Source organism: Bradyrhizobium sp. SZCCHNRI1029 (assembly GCF_032487555.1).
In the GTDB taxonomy this organism is placed as follows: Bacteria; Pseudomonadota; Alphaproteobacteria; order Rhizobiales; family Xanthobacteraceae; genus Bradyrhizobium.
In genome coordinates, this window is sequence record NZ_JAUEUK010000003.1 from 602075 (window position 1) to 619868 (window position 17794).

Consider the following 17794-nt stretch of genomic DNA (forward strand, 5'->3'; position numbering starts at 1 on the left):
CGTCGGTCCTATTTGTCATCCTCACCCTTCGCCGCCGGCGTGAACGCGCAATGATCCGGCTTCAGGTCGATCAGCGGCGTCTCGTCGAGGCAGTCGAGACCGCGCACCAGCACGGTGTTGCCTTCCAACGCGACGAAGCGGACCGTCGACACGCCGATCGGATTGGGACGCACCGGCGAGCGCAGCGCGAAGGTGCCCCGGGTCTCGCCGTCATGATGGCGCGGGCTCTGCTTGACGAGATCCCGGCGCGCCCGGTTGAGCCAGTACAGCACCTGGAGATGGCTGAAGGCGTCGATGCCCTGCAGCGCCGGCACCCAGGGCGCGAAGATCTCGAGCCGGCACACCGGCCCCTCGAAGCTGCCCTGCCGCGGCGTCTCGAGCCGCGAGGTCCAGGGCGTGCGGATGCGGCCGATGAAATACAACGTGGCGTCGCGCGGCTGTGGCGCGTCGACGGCGACTTCTCCCGGACGGAGATCGGAATCAGTGGTCATTGCGGAGTCCTTGGATCCTCCCGGCAATCTATCCGAACCTCGGCTCACCGCAATTGCGGTCGCGCAAGATCGCGCAACTCAGCCGAGCCACCATTTGCCGGCCAGCATCGCGGCTTCGCCGCAGACAACACCGGCAAAGATCGAGCGGCGGCTCGCCATGAAGGCCGCAAGGCCGGCAACGACGGCTCCATAGCGCAGCCCCCAAGGCACGCTGGCGAGCGCGCCCGGCGGCTGCACCAGGATCTGGGCGATGACCCCCGCCAAGATGGCGGTCGCGACCGCCTTGACCCACATCAGCAGGTCCGAGCCCTCGTCGAGCCCGCTGCCGAACCAAAGTCCGAGCAGGCGCCAGATCTGGTTGGGGATCACGCCCGCCACCAGCAGCACCACGAGCGCATGCCAATCGCCGATGAAGTCGCTCATGCCAGCCCCCGCCGCTCGCGCCATTTGTGCGCGCCGAACGCGAGCGTTCCGGCGACGACGCCGCTGACCAGGATGTCGACGCCGCTGTCGAGCTGGGCGGCCAGAGGATACAGCACGAGGCCGAGACCCAGCGCGAGCACGTCTGCAAGCTCCCTGGCGTTGCGCAGGGTCGAGAACAGGAAGGCCAGCGGCGTCAGCAAGAGCACCGCGGCGCCGAAGGTCTGCGACAGATTGGCGGCGAGAAGATACCCGATGATGGTCGCGATCAGCGCGATCCCCATCAGGCCGCTGCCGAGCCCATGCACGAAGGCGATGCGGCGCTCGCGCGGCACATGCGGCAGGAAGCGATAGCATTCGACCCACAGGGTCACGGCGGTGAAATGCGCGATCAGCACCAGGTGCCGCCGCTTGGTCTGCGGCGAGCGGATCAGGGGCAGCACCGCCACCACCATCGGAAACAGCCGGATCGCGCTCATCGTGACCGCGATCGCCGATTGCAGAATGGTCTGGCCGGAGCCGAGCGTGGAGACCAGGATGATCTGCGCTGGACCGGCCCAAACCAGCACCGTGCTCAGGATCGCCCAGAGCATGCTGAAACGGGTATCGTGGGCGAGCGCGCCGATGCCGATGAAGGTGACGAACAGCACCAGTGACAGGATGGTCGCTGACGTCGCGCGCAGCCCCCAGCCGAAGGCGCGCAGTGAACCATGCCATTGCGGCGAATCGAGCGGAGGAAGTGTCACGGGCGGCCCAGCGGAACGAACCGCGATAAGGCTGGCGAAAGCCGCTCGCGTCAACCGCCATCAGGCGCGCGCGGGTCTGCGTCCGGCGCAGCCATCCCCCACACGCCGCGCTGAGGCAGCTCTATCCGGAGCGATTGCGCAGCACGAAGCAGGCACCGCCGGCCTCGCGGATCCGACTGCAGAGCGCGTCGGCCTCGGCCCGTGTCTCGGCGCCGATCCGCACCTGGTAGAAGGCGCGGTTGCCGCGCGAGCGCATCACCGACGACAGCAGGCTCGGGTCGCGGTCGCCGATGACCGGGCCAAGCCCCTTGATCGCCCGCGAATACATCGCGAGCGCCTTGTTGCGGTCGAAGCCTGCAGCCAGTTGGACGCCCCACGGTTTCGCGGCCGACAGCGCCACATGCTGCTCGAGCTCCGTGACGAACGGATTCGGCGCGCGCTTCAACATCGCCATGAGCTGACGACACGAGGTCGGCGGCGGGCTCGGCGGCGTCTTGCCGCCGTTACCGGCGGCCGCCCACTCATCGATCGTGGCTCCCGTGATGGCGGAGACGTAGTTGCGGGTCTCCCAGGGCATCTGCCCCTTGCCGGCAAGCCAGTCCTGCACCCGGCGCGGCCCCGCATTGTAGGCCGCCGCCGCGAGCCCGAGATTGCCGAACTGGTCGCGCAGCTCGGCCAGGAACTGCGCCGACTTCGGCAGCGCCTGAACCGGATCGAACGGATCGAGCAACTGGCGCTCGTTCGCCGTGCCCGGCATGAACTGCGCGATTCCCTGCGCGCGCTGGCCGTTGCGCGTGACCGGCCCGACTGCATCGCTCTGGAAGCGGCTCTCCTGCCAGATCACGCGAGCGAAGAATTCGAGCGGCAGATCATTCGCCTTGGCTGCGGATTCGATCATCAGGCAGATCGCCTCGCGCGTACCGCTCTCCTTGGCCTCCTCGGACTTGTTCTCCGAGCCCTCTGCCGCAGCGTCTGCCGGCTTGGCAGCCTCCTGCGGCGAATCCTGCCGGGCGCCGTCCTTCGGATCAGCCGGGGCGGCAGCGTCACGGTCGGAGGCCTGCTCCGCCGCCACGCCGGACAAGGGCATGGTCAGCATCAAGGCAAGGCCGAGACAGGCAATGCGAGCAACCGAAACCATGGAAAGCATCGTGAGCGCGGTGCAATGGTTGAATTCTGCCGACAGACAAAGCCGAAGACCATGCGGGGTTCCACCGCGCGGCGCCTTGACACAGCGAACGAGCCGGCTAGCAATCCCCGAGTGCCGCAGGGAGCGCGACGGATGACCGCACCGACCGACGACAGACTCGGCTTCGCGCCCGAAAGCGATGCGCCATTGTCCTACATGGCGCGCACGCGCGACTACTATCTCGCGATCGGCTATGACACGCCCTATCGCTGGGCTCACTACACGTCGGCGCCGTTCCATCCCTTGCGCAAGCCGCTCGCGCAGTCGCGCGTCACCGTTGTCACCACGGCCGCGCCTTTCGATCCCGCCAAAGGCGATCAAGGCCCCGGCGCGCCCTATAATGGCGGCGCCAAGTTCTACTCCGTCTATGACGGCGACACGTCGGCGCAGCACGACCTGCGCATTTCCCACATCGCCTATGATCGCGCGCACACCTCGGCCGAGGATTCCGGCACCTGGTTTCCGCTGCCACAGCTCCTAAGGCTGGCAGGTGAAGGCCGCATCGGCGCGGTCGGACCGCGCTTCTTCGGCGCGCCGACCAATCGCAGCCACCGCGTCACGATCGAGACCGATGCGCCGGAGATTCTCGCGCGCTGCCGCGCCGACGAGATCGATGCCGTCGTGCTGGTGCCGAACTGTCCGGTGTGCCACCAGACCGTGAGCCTGGTGGCACGGCATCTCGAAGCGAACGGCGTCGCGACCGTCGTCATGGGCTGCGCCAAGGACATCGTCGAGCACGCCGCCGCGCCGCGCTTCCTGTTCTCGGATTTTCCGCTGGGCAATTCCGCCGGCAAGCCGCACGACGCGGCCTCACAGGCCTTCACGCTCGAGTTGGCTTTGCGTGTCCTCGAGAGTTCACCAGCCGCACGCACGACCGTGCAATCGCCTTTGCAGTGGAGCGACGATCACGGCTGGAAGCGCGACTACAGCAATCCCGCCATGCTCGCGCCGGACGAGCTGGCACGGCGGCGCGCCGAGTTCGATGCGCAGAAAGCGATCGCGCGGCAGGTTCGTGGAAAGCAGGTGTGAAAGCCACACTCGCGCGAAACTCGCCCGGGAATTTCTTCGGATAATGCTGATTGCGCTTGCCGTCCCGCTCCAGTTGCGCTTGAGTTCCCCCGGGTTTGAAGGGGGCAGTACCAAATGAGAGTTGTAGCGTTGGTGGCGCTGTGCGCCGCGCTGGGAGGCTGCGCGTCCGTAACGCGGGGTACAACCGAGACGATCAGTGTCGCGTCGACGCCGTCCGGGGCCGAAGCCACGATCGCCGGTCTCGAAGCGCCGATGACCTGCACGACGCCCTGCTCGTTCGTCGCCAAACGCAATGCCGACATCTCCGTCACCATCGAAAAACCGGGCTACGAGACCCAGATCATCCCGTTGACCAAGGACATCCCGGCGACCGGCGCGGCCGGCTTCGCCGGCAACATCCTGGCGGGCGGCCTGATCGGCATGGGTGTGGACGCAGCGACGGGCGCGGCGACCGACCACAAGCCGAACCCGGTGATCGTCACCTTGCAGCCGCGCATGGCGGCGCCGGCAGGCCGTCCGCAGCGGCCGCCGCGGCGGTCGGCCCCGCCGCCGGCACAACCGGAGGCCGGGACCTAGCGCCCGCCAAGCCTGTCAGCCAGCCGCCGATGGCGCCTCGCCGGGAGTGACCGTGTCGACCGGCAACGCGAACTGCTCGACCCGGTTGAGCGGCTTCTTGTTGAGCAGCAGCCGGGTGACGTCGGGGCGCGAATAGTGTCCCGCCGGATCGGCGGCATTCTTGGCGATGCCGATCATGCCCAAATCGATCTCGGCGATCAGCAGGCCTTCCTGCTCCGGCGGCAGCTTCTCGGCGAGCGAAGAGCCATCCGGACCAAAGATCGCGGCGTGGCCGCCGCCGACATGCAGCAGCGCGTGCTTGTCGGGCCGGTCACACAGTTCGTCGATCATCGCTTGCGAGACGGTGGCGCACGGCGCCAGCACGAAGCACGAGCCCTCGACCGCATAGACGCGCGAGGCGGCGTTGTTGACCTCGGCGCCGAGCGCCGGCGCGAACGGATCGTACAGCGAGAAGCTCGGCCACGCGGCGACATGCACCTGCTCGTTCTGCGCGTACATCGCGTATTTCGACAGCGGCTGCAGATGCTCCCAGCAGCACAGCGCACCGATCCGGCCGATGTCAGGCCGGTCGTGCACGGCGAGATCGCTGCCGTCGCCCTCGCCATAGACGGTGCGCTCAGCATGGGTCGGCCGCAGCTTGCGGCGCCTGGCGATGGTCTCGCCGTCCGGGCCGATCAGCCATTGCGCGATGTACAGGCTGCCGCCGTCGCGCTCGGACAGTCCCAGCACGGCCGTGAGCCTGGCCTTGCGCACGGCGGCGCGCAGCGCCTCGGCCTGCGGGCTGTCGTAGGCCAGCGAATTGTCGAAATAGCGCTGCACGAAGCCACGGCCGATGCACCAGGCCGGCGAGTCCATCCAGATGTGCCAGGGATAGCCGGGGATGAAGACCTCCGGAAACGCGATCAGCTTGGCGCCCTTGTTGGCCGCGTCCTCGATCAGGGCGATGGTCTTCTTGATCGAGGCGTCCAGGTCGAGCCAGGCCGGCGCCGCCTGCACCACCGCCACCTTGTATTTCGGATGTGCCAGTCCCATCGCTGCTGCTCCCTGATGCCCGTGCGCGGCGGTGGCGCCGCGACCGGGCCAACTATTGACGCCAGCCGGCTTTCGCGCTCGTCTCCCACGGAACGAAAATTCGACTACGGCCGAGGCGAAGACCCCGGCCGGGCCCGGAATTTGCTGCATTGCCACAGATCAAGCCGGCACAGGTGCAGGGGGAGACGGAGCGATGCCGATCCTGTTCACCACCGACGGAAGCCCGGACCACCGCCGGCTGGCGCGGTGGCAGGACATCGTCTGCGACGTCTATGTCGGGCTCGACTGTACGTCCGATCTCGGCAGCGCGTTTCGCGGCTCGGTGACCCACACCGCGTTGGGACGGGCTGTCTGCTCCGAGGTTGCCTCGGACCGGCAGCGCGTGCACCGGACCTCGCAGCGGATCTCCCGGGCGGATGCCGACTTCGTTCTCGTCGCATTCGGACGTGAGGGAATCGGCGGCGTCGTCCAGGATGGCCGCGACACCGTGATCCGGCCCGGCGAGTTCGCGATCTACGACACGACCCGCCCCTATGAGCTGCAGTTCGACGCCGCGTTCAAGCAGATCGTGTTCAAGCTCCCGCGCGAGATGCTGCAGCGCCGGATCGGCCCGACGGAGACCGTGACGGCGATCAGCTTCGGCCCCGACAGCCCGCTCCAGCCCCTTGCCCATGAGTTCATCGTCAGGCTCTGCGAACGCGCCGAGCACATCGGCCCCGAGCATGCCGAACCTCTGGCCAACCAGGCCGCCGACCTGCTCGCCATGACCTTGGCCGAGCGGCTGCGCGCACAACCCCTGCCCGCCTCGAGCCATCGCGCAACGCTGCTCTATCGGATCAAGGCGCACATCCGCACCCGACTATCCGACGCCGGCCTCTCACTGCCGGAGATCGCACGCGAGGTCGGGCTATCGACGCGCTACGTCAATGATCTGTTCTCGGACGAGGAGACGTCGTTCCAACGCTTCGTGCTGGCCGAGCGGCTCAAGCAGTGCCGGCGCGATCTCGGCTCGCCGATGCTGGCGCATCGTCAGATCAGCGAGATCGCGTTTTGCTGGGGCTTCAATGACCTCTCGCATTTCGGCCGCGTGTTCCGCGAGCAGTTCGGCCTGTCGCCACGCGAGTGGCGGCGCAGCACCTCGAAGCGCTAAACTCCCTTGCAACGCGCCGGCCGCATGCGCTGGCCGGCCGGACCGGATCTGCGATGCGCCGTTTTGCCTTGAAGGCTCTGTTTACCCTGCTGACGCTGAACCGGGATGATGACGATCCTCCCCGTTGGGATCTGATCATCCTGATCGGCTCGACGATCGTGAGCATTGGCCTGATCGGGCTTTACGCCTATGGAAAGGCCACTGGCCGCTGGTAAGGCCGGATAAGGTCGGGTGGACGTGACATGATCATGCGAGCGGGGCTCGGGTTGGCTTTGACGTGCCTGCTCACAGGCTCAAGCCATGCGCTGGACAGCGAGCAGAAGCGTGGAAAAGCGCTCTTGCAAAGCCTTTGCAGCCGATGCCATGCGGTAGGTCTCACGGGCGCCAGCCGGCACCCCGACGCGCCCCCGTTCAGGACCTTCGGTGACAGCAAGCTCTACGACGAGGATTTCGCCCAACGGCTGCAGGCCGGCCTGTCGACCATTCACAAGGACATGCCGAGCTTCCAGTTCGATCGCGCCGAGGCAGAGGCCGCGGTCAATTACCTCAAGGCGATCCAGGTCCGCCCCAAACGGCGGTGACACACCGGCGCGCTCCTCTGGCATGGAACGGGACTTGTACGGCCCGGTTGCCCGTTCCCGTTCATGGTCCGCGGCCCGACTGCGGCCGGAGCCCGCATGATGACGCCGACGACCACGGGTCTGCACGCCGACGGACTGCCGCTGCCGCAGCGCACCTGGGCGATCGTGACGATCGCCCTCGGCATCGTGCTGGCCGTGATCGACGGCGCCATCGCCAATGTGGCGCTGCCGACGATCGCCCGCGACCTCCATGCGAGTCCTGCTTTTTCGATCTGGATCGTCAACGGCTATCAGCTCGCGGTGACGATCTCGCTGCTGCCACTGGCCTCGCTCGGCGAGATCATCGGCTATCGGCGGGTCTATCTCGCCGGCCTCATGCTGTTCACGGCTGCCTCCGCCTTCTGTGCGCTGGCCGACAGCCTGCTACTGCTGACGCTCGCGCGCATCCTGCAGGGCTTCGGCGCCGCCGGCATCCTCAGCGTCAACTCGGCGCTGGTGCGTTTCACCTATCCGCACGCTCTGCTCGGCCGCGGCATCGGCATCAATGCGATGGTGGTCGCGGTCTCCGCCGCACTCGGTCCGACCATCGCCGCCGGCATCCTCGCCGTCGGTAGCTGGCCGTGGCTGTTCGCGATCAACGTGCCGCTCGGCATCGTCACCTTCGTCTTCGGCTTCCGCTTCCTGCCGCATACGCCGCGCGCGCCGCACATGTTCGATTGGCAGAGCGCGGCGCTGAGCGCGGTCGCCTTCGGCTTCCTGATCGCCGCCGTGGACAGCCTCGGCCATGGCGAGGCGCTGGTGACCTGCGCGATCGAGTTCGTCGTCGCCGTCACGGCCGGCGTGTGGCTGGTCTGGCGCCAGACCCACATGGCCTCGCCGCTGCTGCCGGTCGACCTGCTGCGCATTCCGGTGTTCGCCCTGTCGATCGCGACCTCGATCTCGTCGTTCTGCGGCCAGATGCTCGCCTTCGTCGCGATCCCCTTCTATCTCGAAAGCCATTTCGGCTATTCGCCGGTGCAGATGGGCCTGCTGATCACGCCGTGGCCGATCGCGGTCGGCCTGACGGCGCCGATTGCGGGGCGGCTGGTCGAGCGCGTGCCGGCCGGGCTGCTCGGTGGCATCGGTCTCGTGATCTTCGCATGCGGGCTCGGTGCGCTCGGCCTGCTGCCGCGCGAGCCGTCGGCATGGGATGTCGTCTGGCGCATGGCGCTGGCCGGCTGCGGCTTCGGCCTGTTCCAGACGCCGAACAACCGCACCATGATCGCCGCTGCGCCACGCGAGCGCGCCGGCGGCGCCAGCGGCATGCTCGGCACGGCGCGCCTGCTCGGCCAGACCACGGGCGCGGCCCTGGTCGCGATGTTTCTCGCGATCGACGCGACCGACGGCACGCGGCTGTCGCTCTTGACCGGGGTCGGTTTCGCGCTGGTCGGCGCGTTCCTGAGCATGCTCAGGCTGTCGCCGGCCGGCGCGCGCGGCGCCGAGCGCGTCCGCGTCCAGGACGGCCAGCGGCTGAAGGGCGAGTCGTGACAGCGATGACGGACTGGACGATGCTGGCCCTGCTCGCCCTCGCCGCCTTCGGCTCGGGCATCGTCAATGCGCTGGCCGGCGGCGGCGCGTTCCTGACCTTCCCGACGCTGCTCGCCGCCGGCATTCCCGCGATTGACGCCAACGCTTCCAGCACCGTCGCGCTCTGCCCCGGCCAGTTCGTCAGCGCTTGGGCCTCCCGTGAGATCTTGAACGACGCAAAGGCGCCCTGGCGCCACGACCTCGTGCGGCTGTCGATCATCAGCCTGCTCGGTGGCACGCTCGGCGCCGTGCTGCTCTTGGTCACACCGTCAGCCGCCTTCAGCCGGCTGGTGCCCTGGCTGTTGCTGTTCGCCACGATCGTGTTTGCATTCGGCATGCGTTTTACGCCCAAGGATGGCGCGCGCTGGTTCGGGCCGCGGACCATCCAGGCGGTGCAGTTCGTGATCGCGATCTATGGCGGCTACTTCGGCGGCGGCATCGGCATCCTGATGCTGGCGGCCCTGGTGTTCTACGGCATGCGCGACATTCGCGCCATGAACGGCATGAAGGTGCTGCTCGCTGCGCTCATGAATATGACGGCCTCCGCCATCTTTGCGTTCTCAGGCCGCGTGCATTGGCTGGAGACGCTGACGATGATGGGCGCTGCCATGGTCGGCGGCTTCGTCGGCGCGCGGCTTGGCCAGATCATCCCGCCGGCCCATGTGCGCCGCTTCATCATTGCCGTCGGCTGCGGCCTGACGGTGTATTTCTTCGTCAAGCCGGCCTGAGCCGGACGTCGCATCAAAGAACCTCGCGTCAAACGAAAAAGGCCGGCGCGATGGCCGGCCTTTCGTAGTCATCTCGTAGCGTCAGGCCTACGCCTTGACCAGCGGTCCCTTCGGCGCCGGCCCCTTCGAGCCGCCGCCGGACTTCGGCTTGCGCTTGCGCGCGGCCGGAACTTCGGACTTCGGCGTGACCGGGCCCTCGACGAACTCGAAGCCGATCTTCTCCTCGACGCCGGATTCGTCCTTGACGAGAACGACACGGACGTGACCGCCGCCCTTCAGCTTGCCGAACAGCACCTCGTCGGCCAGCGGCTTCTTGATGTGCTCCTGAATCACACGACCCATCGGCCGCGCGCCCATCTGCTCGTCATAGCCGTGCTGGATCAGCCAGGCCTTGGCCGGTTCCGACAGCTCGATCGTGACGTCGCGGTCGGCGAGCTGGGCCTCGAGCTGCAGCACGAACTTCTCGACGACCATTCCGATCACCTCGACGTTGAGGTGCGCGAACGAGACGATGGAGTCGAGCCGATTGCGGAATTCCGGCGCGAACTGCCTGTTGATCGCCTCGTGGTCGTCACCTTCCCGCTTCGAGCGATGGAAGCCGAACGCCTGCTTGGCCATGTCGGCCGCGCCCGCATTCGTGGTCATGATCAGGATCACGTTGCGGAAGTTGACCTGCTTGCCGTTGTGGTCGGTGAGCCGGCCGTGATCCATGATCTGCAACAGCACATTGTACAGGTCCGGATGCGCCTTCTCGATCTCGTCCAGCAGCACCACGCAGTGCGGATGCTGGTCGACGCCATCGGTCAGGAGGCCGCCCTGGTCGAAGCCGACATAGCCAGGAGGCGCGCCGATCAGGCGCGACACCGTGTGCCGCTCCATGTACTCCGACATGTCGAAGCGCAGCAGCTCGACGCCCAGGGTCGAGGCGAGCTGCTTGGCGACCTCGGTCTTGCCGACGCCGGTCGGACCCGAGAACAGGTAGCAGCCGATCGGCTTCTCCGGCTCGCGCAGGCCGGCACGGGCCAGCTTGATCGAGGCCGACAGCGAATCGATCGCCTTGTCCTGGCCGAACACCACGCGCTTGAGGGTCTGCTCGAGATGCTTGAGCACCTCGGCATCGTCCTTCGACACGCTCTTCGGCGGGATCCGCGCCATCGTGGCGATCGTGGTCTCGATCTCCTTGATGCCGATCGTCTTCTTGCGCTTGTTCTCGGCCAGCAGCATCTGCGCCGCACCGGATTCGTCGATCACGTCGATCGCCTTGTCCGGCAGCTTGCGGTCATGGATGTAGCGCGACGACAACTGCACCGCGGCCTCGATGGCCTCGTTGGTGTATTTCAGCCGGTGATAGTCCTCGAAGTACGGCTTCAGCCCCTTCAGGATCGCGATCGCATCCTCGACCGACGGCTCGTTGACGTCGATCTTCTGGAACCGGCGCACCAGCGCGCGGTCCTTCTCGAAATGCTGGCGATACTCCTTGTAGGTCGTCGAGCCCATGCAGCGGATCGAGCCCGAGGCCAGCGCCGGCTTGAGCAGGTTGGACGCATCCATCGCGCCGCCCGACGTCGCACCGGCACCGATCACGGTGTGGATCTCGTCGATGAACAGGATCGCGTTAGGATGCGCCTCGAGTTCCTTGAGCACCTGCTTCAGGCGCTCCTCGAAGTCGCCGCGATAGCGCGTGCCCGCGAGCAAGGTGCCCATGTCGAGCGAGAACACGGTCGCGGCCGACAGCACCTCCGGAACCTCGCTGTCGACGATGCGCTTGGCGAGGCCCTCGGCGATCGCCGTCTTGCCGACGCCGGCTTCGCCGACGAACAGCGGGTTGTTCTTCTGGCGCCGGCACAGCACCTGGATGGCGCGGTTGATCTCGGAGTTTCGGCCGATCACCGGATCGATCTTGCCGTCACGCGCCTTCTTGTTGAGATTGACGCAATAGGTTTCCAGCGCCTCGCCCTTTTTCTTGGAGTCCTCGTTGCCCTTGGCTTCGGTCTCCTCGTCGACGCCGCGAACCGGGCGCGCTTCGGAGACACCAGGGCGCTTGGCGATGCCGTGGCTGATGTAGTTCACGGCATCGTAACGCGTCATGTCCTGCTCCTGCAGGAAGTACGCGGCGTGGCTCTCACGCTCGGCGAAGATTGCGATCAGCACGTTGGCGCCGGTGACCTCTTCGCGGCCCGACGACTGAACGTGGATCACGGCGCGCTGGATCACGCGCTGGAAACCTGCGGTCGGCTTGGCGTCGTCGCTGCCGTCCGTGACCAGATTTTCGAATTCGGTTTCGAGGTAGTTCACGAGACTGCCGCGCAGCTTGTCGAGGTCGACGCTGCATGCGCGCATCACGGCCGCTGCATCGGAGTCATCGATCAAGGACAGAAGGAGGTGTTCCAGTGTCGCGTATTGATGATGACGCTCGTTGGCGATCGCCAGCGCACGATGCAGGGATTGTTCAAGGCTTTGAGAAAAAGTCGGCATGCGCGTCCTCTGTGGCCCCTTGCCATCATGATCGCCGCCGCCCGGTCAGGCAACAACAACCTTCGTCAAATATAGTTATAACCGAGTGCGACAAAAGACCGGCCGAGCCGCTCGATTACGGGTTCACCGGATCGTCAATGCAAAACCCGTTCCGATTGCGGCAAATCCGGCTGCGACAACCGAACGGCGCACGCCGCCGAGCGGGGAGAGATAAGGACCAGAGCGGCCGTAATTCTTCGGACGAGAAGTGAAACCTGCCCGGATTGCGCTGACCTCGTCTGCGGCAATTTGCGGCTTTCGATGCCCTTCGTCCGATGCCGATTCGCGGTGATCAATCGCGCAGCGCCCCAGCCCCCGCCCCTGGCTTGCAGATGCGCGCGTCGGCGGCCCCCTTCGCGGAGGGAGCCGGCTATTTCTTCTCCATCACACACTGCAACGGGTGCTGGTGCTTGCGGGCGAAGTCCATCACCTGCGTCACCTTGGTCTCGGCGATCTCGTAGGTGAAGACGCCGCACTCCCCGATGCCGTGATGATGCACGTGGAGCATGATCTTGGTCGCGGCCTCGACGTCCTTGTTGAAGAACTTCTCCAGGACGTGAACGACGAATTCCATCGGTGTGTAATCGTCGTTCAGGATCAGGACGCGGTAGAGGTTGGGGCGCTTGGTCTTCGGCTTGACCTTGGTGATCACGGACGTGACCGGGCCACCGGTGCCACCGGACTTGTTGTCGTTATTGCTCATCCTGGGCGCGGATCGGTTCAATCTGGAAGTTGGCTGCGACATCTTGCACGCGTTAGATATGGCTGCGAGGCTCCCAATAAAGAGTTTCCCTCGGAGGGTTGCTCTCAATAAGGGGTGCCCCCCGACCTGTCCCCTGCCGGGCCGCTTTCCGCCACCCGGTCCTGCTTTCCAGATCGCCTGTCCCAGCCGACCGGTCCGGTCGGACCGACACCGGGAATATGGGTCAGCGCCCGGTTTGCCGCAAGCGCAGGCCCAGGACGGACCGACGCTCCGGCAGGACCGATTCCCTGCCCCGGCGATGAGGCGCAAGGTTAATCAAACCGGTCGCATTTTACAAAGCCCATTCAGCGGGCATTGACAGGGAACCAGCCCGGTTGCGGGCGCGGCGCCACGCTGCGGGCATTGGCCCGGTGTTTCGCGGTTTCGATTTACCCGTCCTTGACGAAGCCGAACCGAAAACACCTGCAGAAAACCATAATTGGTGAGCGACATGACCGATGTCTCCTTCATTCGACTCTGCCGCCGCTTCGTCCGACGGTTCGCCTGCGACCGCGGTGGCAATATCTCCATGCTGTTCGCCATCGCGCTCGTCCCCATCCTGGCCTTCGTCGGGGCAGGCGTCGACTACAGCCGGCTGAACGCCGCGCGGTCGTCGATGCAGGCGGCGCTCGACTCCACCTCGCTGATGCTGTCGCGCGACCTGGCGCAGGGCACGATCAGCGCAGCCGACATCGGAACCAAGGCAAGCGCCTATTTCAAGGCGCTCTACACCAGCACGGACGCACAGAACGTCACCGTCACGGCCAGCTATACCGCCTCGACCAGCTCGTCGGCCTCCAACATCCAATTGTCGGCCAACGGTCAGATCGTCACCCAGTTCATGAGGATTGCCGGCTTTCCGACCATGGACTTCGGCGCCAAAACGACATCGACCTGGGGCGACGTGAAGATGCGGGTGGCGCTCGCGCTCGACAATACCGGCTCGATGGCATCCAGCGGCAAGATGTCCGCGCTGCAGAACGCCGTGGCCGGCAGCGGCGGGCTGATCGACCAGCTCAGCGCGCTGGCCAAGACCCCGGGCGACGTCTACATCTCGGTCGTTCCATTCGCCAAGGTCGTGAACGTCGGCGCCAGCAATTACGCCAAGGACTGGATCGACTGGACCGACTGGCAGAATCCGCCCACGATCCAGCCTGCCAATGGCTCCTATCAGGCCGCAATCCCGAACGGCAGCTACACGCAATCGCAATGGGACATGGTGGGACCGGGATCCTCCTGTCCGTTCAAGTCCGGCAACGGCTTTCCCTACTTCTCCTGCACCAGCGACCCGGCGACCGGGAGTTCGAGCGCCTCGCGGATTCCGACGAGTGGGAGCTACACGGGCTACATCTGCCCGGGCTACGATTCCGCCTCGCACAGCTATTACAACGGCTGCTGGAACAGCGTTCAGACCAGCACGCGGGTGAACTGGTGCACCGGCAGCTATTGCAGTTGCCCGACCAGCGGCAGCAATCTTCCGAACAACACGTGTAGTTGCACGGGAAGCGGATCCAGCACGGTGTGCAAGGTCAACACCTTCACCCACACCTGGGTCGCCAACACCAAGAGCACCTGGACCGGATGCGTCGCCGACCGCACCCAGCCGAACGACGCAAATGCCGTGTCACCGGCGACCTCCGACGTGACGACGCTGTTCCCGGCCAACCAGCACATGGAGAACAACATCCAGTACTGCAGCAGCACGGCCTCCACGAAACTCGCGGAAATCGTGCCGCTCAGCTACAGCTGGAGCTCGCTGAAGAGCGCGGTCAACGCCATGCAGCCGACCGGCGGCACCAACCAGGCGATCGGACTTGCCTGGGCCGTGCAGTCGCTGATTCCAAACGGCGTGCTGGGCGCGCCGGCGGAGGACGTCAACACCACCTATAACCGTGTCATCATCCTGCTATCGGACGGCCTGAACACCGAGGACCGCTGGCCCGAATACGGCAACGGCTCGTCGCAAGCCTCGGGCAACCCGATCGACGCGCGCCAGGCGCTGCTCTGCTCGAACCTGAAGAACACCAAGGATTCGAAGGGCAACGCGATGTACACGATCTACACGATCCAGGTGAACACGAGCTCGCCCGCCGATCCGACCTCGGCCGTGCTGCAGAACTGCGCCAGCAGTCCCGACAAGTTCTACATGCTGACGAGCTCGAGCCAGATCGTGACCACGTTCAACTCGATCGGCACCGCATTGTCGAAGCTGCGGGTCGCCAAATAACAGAAGCGCCGGGCACCGACAGCGCTCCACCTTCAGCCAACAAAAAAGCCCGGCGCAAGCCGGGCTTTGTGCTCCCTGCAGGCGCGAACGGTCAGTGCGCGGCCGGCGGGGTGAACTTGGCGGCGATGCCTTCCAGCGGCTTGAGCGCCTGCTTGGCGAGATCCGAATACAGCCCGGCGATCTTCTGCGAATCGGCGACGAAGGTCTCGTAGGCCGACTTGGCGAACTCGGTCTGCACCTCGAGCACCTTGTCGAGCGACTTCACGCCCTGGAGCTTCTCGACGAACGACTTGGTGTCCTCGAACGACTTCTTGGTGTAGTCGCCATACGCGGTGGCGATGGCCTGAAGGCCGTTCTGCACGGTGGTCGCGGAGTTCACGACGGTCTCGAACTGCTCTTTGCCGTAGTTCTGAAAGTCTTCAACCTTAAACATGTGGCATTCCTTTCCCTGATTTTGAGCGCCCTCAGGGAAGCCCCGGCTCCCTGACGCATTCATAATATAGTGCAGCGCACAAAAAAATCAAGATTCTTGTGCAATGCACCATCCCGGGCATTGCGGTCTCGACGCACCGTCGGACGCCCCAAGCCGGGGCAGTTCGGCAGAAATACCAGCCATCGCCGCAAGGTTTCTTTAATCCTTTGGCAACTCGACCGTCCTAACCTCTCCGGTGGTCCCGGCCAGCGTCGGCCGAACCGTAAAGCTGTTCTAAAACAGCGTCTTAACAAAACCTCAGTTCGAGGCCTTCGATGCTTGGCAGCGTCACGGCGCGATCGGGAGGTCCGACAGGCACGGTTACGGGGGCGTTCGGCACAATTTCGCCTTACGAGCCGGTGATCACGTCAGAAATTGGACGGGGATTTCATGCTTCGCAAAAAAATGGCTTCCTCGCGCCTGTTGCGAGTTGGCGTCTACGGACTGATCACCCTCGCGACGGCAGCAGTGGTCACGGTCGACAGCGCGGAGGCGCGTCGGCGCCATCGGCAGCATCACGCGCGTCACTCCCCCCATAATGACGAGGGCAGCTACAGCCCGGCGTTCGCGTCGATCGTCGTCGACGGCAATTCCGGCGCGACGCTGACGGCGACCAATCCCGACGCCTTGCGGCACCCCGCCTCGCTCACCAAGATCATGACGCTCTATTTGCTGTTCGAGCGGCTCGATTCCGGCAAGATGAAGCTCGACACCGAGATGCCGGTGTCCGAGCACGCCTCCGAGCAGTCGCCGACCAAGCTCGGCCTGCGCCCCGGCCAGAGCATCCGCGTCGAGGACGCGATCAAGGGCCTGGTGACGCGCTCCGCCAACGACGCCGCCGTGGTCATCGCAGAAGCGATCGGCGGCGACGAGGACGAGTTCGCCAAGATGATGACGCGCAAGGCGCGCTCGCTCGGCATGAGCCGCACCACCTATGTGAACGCCTCCGGCCTCCCGGCCGACGCGCAGATCACGACCGCGCGTGACCAGTCGATCCTCGGCCGCGCGATCCAGGACCGCTTCCCGCGGTACTACCGCTACTTCTCGACGGTGGTGTTCAATTATCGCGGCCAGTCGATCCGCAACCACAATCATCTGCTCGGCAATGTCGAGGGCATCGACGGCATCAAGACCGGCTACACCCGCGCCTCCGGCTTCAACATCGTGACCTCGCTGCGCCGCGGCAACCGCCATCTGATCGGCGTCGTACTCGGCGGCCGCAGCGGCGGCTCGCGTGACGCCATCATGCGCAACCTGCTCGCCGAAAATCTCGACAAGGGCGCGACCCGGCGCACCGTGGCGGCGATCGGCGAGCGCGGCGGCTCCGACAGCGGCGATGCCGATCAGGGCACGATGCAGCTCGCCTCGGCGGCGCCGGAGACGCCGGCCCCGAGCCGCGCCTCCAAGATCATCTCAACCCTCTCGGAAGCCACCGCAGCCCTGCCGCCGGCGGCACCGAGAGAGGCCAAGGTCGAGCCGGCGCCGATGACCTCCGGCGTGATCCAGAGCCAGCCGATGTCGATCGTTCCCGGCTCGACCGAGCCGATGAAGCCGGTCAAGGTCAGGACGGTCCAGGTTAAGGCCGGCGCGGTCAAGCTCGCGACCGCCGCGCCGCAGCCGGCCGCCCCTGCTCCCGCACCCTTCGCTCAGCGTGTCGAGGCCATCGAGCCGGCGCCGCCGATCGCCCGTACCGAGGCCGCCCGTCCCGACATGCCGCCGCAGCCGCCGGGCCATGGCACCGGCAACGGCATTCTCGGCGTGCTGCCCGCCTCCAGCCTGCCGGCAGGCTCGTCGCAGGCCATGGCCTATGCGGCGCCTCCGGCCCAGCCGGCGCCGACGCAGATCGCCTCCGCGAGCGCTGCGCCGGAGCTTCCGAGCAAGCCTTCCGTCACGCGCAGCGGCTGGATCATCCAGGTCGGAGCGCTGGACAACGAGGCCGAGGCCCAGAAGCGGATCGAGGCGGCCCGCAGCTCGGCGCAAGGTCTCCTCAGCAAGGCCGATCCCTTCACCGAGACGGTTGCGAAGGGCGACAAGAAGCTGATCCGCGCCCGCTTCGCCGGGCTCGATCGTGATCAGGCCGAGGCCGTCTGCAAGAAGCTGAAGCGCGCCGACATCTCCTGCATGACCGTGCACAACTAACGCCGGCACTGATCCTGTTCCGATGAGGCCCGCGCGACACAGCGCGGGCCTTTTCGTTTGCGGACCACGCGATCGACGGCGGGACGCACGGGTGCAAACCACTCGTCAAGGATTTCCCGCTAGAACTTTTTCACCATGACGAACGATCGTGCCTGGCAAGGGCGAGAGCCGCCGGCGTCGACAAAGTTGCGTTGA

Annotated in this window: 17 protein-coding genes; 9 read left to right on the forward strand and 8 right to left on the reverse strand. The window is 66.0% G+C overall.

Annotated features, from left to right (window positions below):
- Window positions 1-8: 8 nt before the first annotated feature.
- From tsaA to QW861_RS11990, 4 genes are all read right to left on the reverse strand, one after another.
- Window positions 9-491, reverse strand: a complete 483-nt coding sequence (gene tsaA / locus QW861_RS11975; RefSeq protein ID WP_315752989.1) for a tRNA (N6-threonylcarbamoyladenosine(37)-N6)-methyltransferase TrmO — start codon at window positions 489-491, stop codon at window positions 9-11.
- A gap of 78 nt (window positions 492-569) precedes the next feature.
- On the reverse strand, window positions 570-914 hold the full coding sequence (locus tag QW861_RS11980; RefSeq protein ID WP_315718383.1) for an AzlD domain-containing protein: 345 nt from the start codon (window positions 912-914) through the stop codon (window positions 570-572).
- Window positions 911-1657: an AzlC family ABC transporter permease gene (locus tag QW861_RS11985; RefSeq protein ID WP_315752990.1), complete on the reverse strand. Its 747-nt coding sequence runs from the start codon at window positions 1655-1657 to the stop codon at window positions 911-913. Before QW861_RS11985 ends, QW861_RS11980 begins: the two co-directional genes overlap by 4 nt.
- Window positions 1658-1778: 121 nt before the next feature.
- On the reverse strand, window positions 1779-2753 hold the full coding sequence (locus QW861_RS11990) for a transglycosylase SLT domain-containing protein (RefSeq protein WP_409998672.1): 975 nt from the start codon (window positions 2751-2753) through the stop codon (window positions 1779-1781).
- 183 nt (window positions 2754-2936) lie between these two features.
- Between QW861_RS11990 and QW861_RS11995 the strand changes: the two genes are divergently transcribed.
- Together QW861_RS11995 and QW861_RS12000 are read left to right on the forward strand one after the other, a co-directional pair.
- Window positions 2937-3872 (forward strand): glycine reductase, encoded by a 936-nt coding sequence (locus QW861_RS11995; protein WP_316193083.1) that lies wholly within the window; start codon window positions 2937-2939, stop codon window positions 3870-3872.
- Window positions 3873-3986: 114 nt separating this feature from the next.
- Entirely contained in the window at window positions 3987-4448 is a 462-nt protein-coding gene (locus QW861_RS12000) for a PEGA domain-containing protein (protein WP_315718380.1), read from the forward strand.
- 15 nt (window positions 4449-4463) lie between these two features.
- On the opposite strand, the gene QW861_RS12005 is transcribed toward QW861_RS12000, so the two are convergent.
- A complete protein-coding gene (locus QW861_RS12005; RefSeq protein ID WP_315827272.1) occupies window positions 4464-5480 on the reverse strand; it encodes a carbon-nitrogen hydrolase family protein in 1017 nt (338 codons plus the stop codon).
- A 193-nt stretch (window positions 5481-5673) separates the two neighbouring features.
- On the opposite strand from QW861_RS12005, the gene QW861_RS12010 reads away from it, so the two are divergent.
- The 5 genes from QW861_RS12010 to QW861_RS12030 all read left to right on the forward strand — a co-directional run bounded on the left by QW861_RS12010 (window position 5674) and on the right by QW861_RS12030 (window position 9505).
- The gene (locus QW861_RS12010; RefSeq protein WP_315827273.1) at window positions 5674-6630 is read left to right on the forward strand and encodes a helix-turn-helix domain-containing protein; all 957 of its coding nucleotides are present in this window, start codon (window positions 5674-5676) and stop codon (window positions 6628-6630) included.
- Between the two features lie 53 nt (window positions 6631-6683).
- Window positions 6684-6845 carry a hypothetical protein gene (locus QW861_RS12015; protein WP_315804132.1) on the forward strand — a complete coding sequence of 54 codons (162 nt, stop codon included), beginning with the start codon at window positions 6684-6686 and terminating at the stop codon, window positions 6843-6845.
- 27 nt (window positions 6846-6872) lie between these two features.
- A complete protein-coding gene (locus QW861_RS12020; RefSeq protein WP_315827274.1) occupies window positions 6873-7211 on the forward strand; it encodes a cytochrome c in 339 nt (112 codons plus the stop codon).
- Between the two features lie 99 nt (window positions 7212-7310).
- Window positions 7311-8738 carry an MFS transporter gene (locus QW861_RS12025; protein ID WP_315827298.1) on the forward strand — a complete coding sequence of 476 codons (1428 nt, stop codon included), beginning with the start codon at window positions 7311-7313 and terminating at the stop codon, window positions 8736-8738.
- 5 nt (window positions 8739-8743) lie between these two features.
- Entirely contained in the window at window positions 8744-9505 is a 762-nt protein-coding gene (locus tag QW861_RS12030; protein ID WP_315827299.1) for a sulfite exporter TauE/SafE family protein, read from the forward strand.
- Window positions 9506-9592: 87 nt separating this feature from the next.
- Here the strand turns inward: QW861_RS12030 and clpA are convergent, their stop codons facing one another.
- Window positions 9593-11980 (reverse strand): ATP-dependent Clp protease ATP-binding subunit ClpA, encoded by a 2388-nt coding sequence (gene clpA, locus QW861_RS12035; RefSeq protein WP_315718374.1) that lies wholly within the window; start codon window positions 11978-11980, stop codon window positions 9593-9595.
- A 409-nt stretch (window positions 11981-12389) separates the two neighbouring features.
- The gene (gene clpS / locus QW861_RS12040) at window positions 12390-12722 is read right to left on the reverse strand and encodes an ATP-dependent Clp protease adapter ClpS (RefSeq protein WP_008960690.1); all 333 of its coding nucleotides are present in this window, start codon (window positions 12720-12722) and stop codon (window positions 12390-12392) included.
- A gap of 490 nt (window positions 12723-13212) precedes the next feature.
- Between clpS and QW861_RS12045 the strand changes: the two genes are divergently transcribed.
- Window positions 13213-14988: a pilus assembly protein gene (locus tag QW861_RS12045; protein WP_315827275.1), complete on the forward strand. Its 1776-nt coding sequence runs from the start codon at window positions 13213-13215 to the stop codon at window positions 14986-14988.
- Between the two features lie 91 nt (window positions 14989-15079).
- Here QW861_RS12045 and QW861_RS12050 read toward each other — a convergent pair whose 3' ends face one another.
- Window positions 15080-15421, reverse strand: a complete 342-nt coding sequence (locus QW861_RS12050; protein WP_316193084.1) for a phasin family protein — start codon at window positions 15419-15421, stop codon at window positions 15080-15082.
- A 429-nt stretch (window positions 15422-15850) separates the two neighbouring features.
- Here QW861_RS12050 and QW861_RS12055 point away from each other — a divergent pair, with 429 nt between their 5' ends.
- Window positions 15851-17599 (forward strand): D-alanyl-D-alanine carboxypeptidase, encoded by a 1749-nt coding sequence (locus QW861_RS12055; protein WP_316165105.1) that lies wholly within the window; start codon window positions 15851-15853, stop codon window positions 17597-17599.
- Window positions 17600-17794 lie beyond the last annotated feature (195 nt).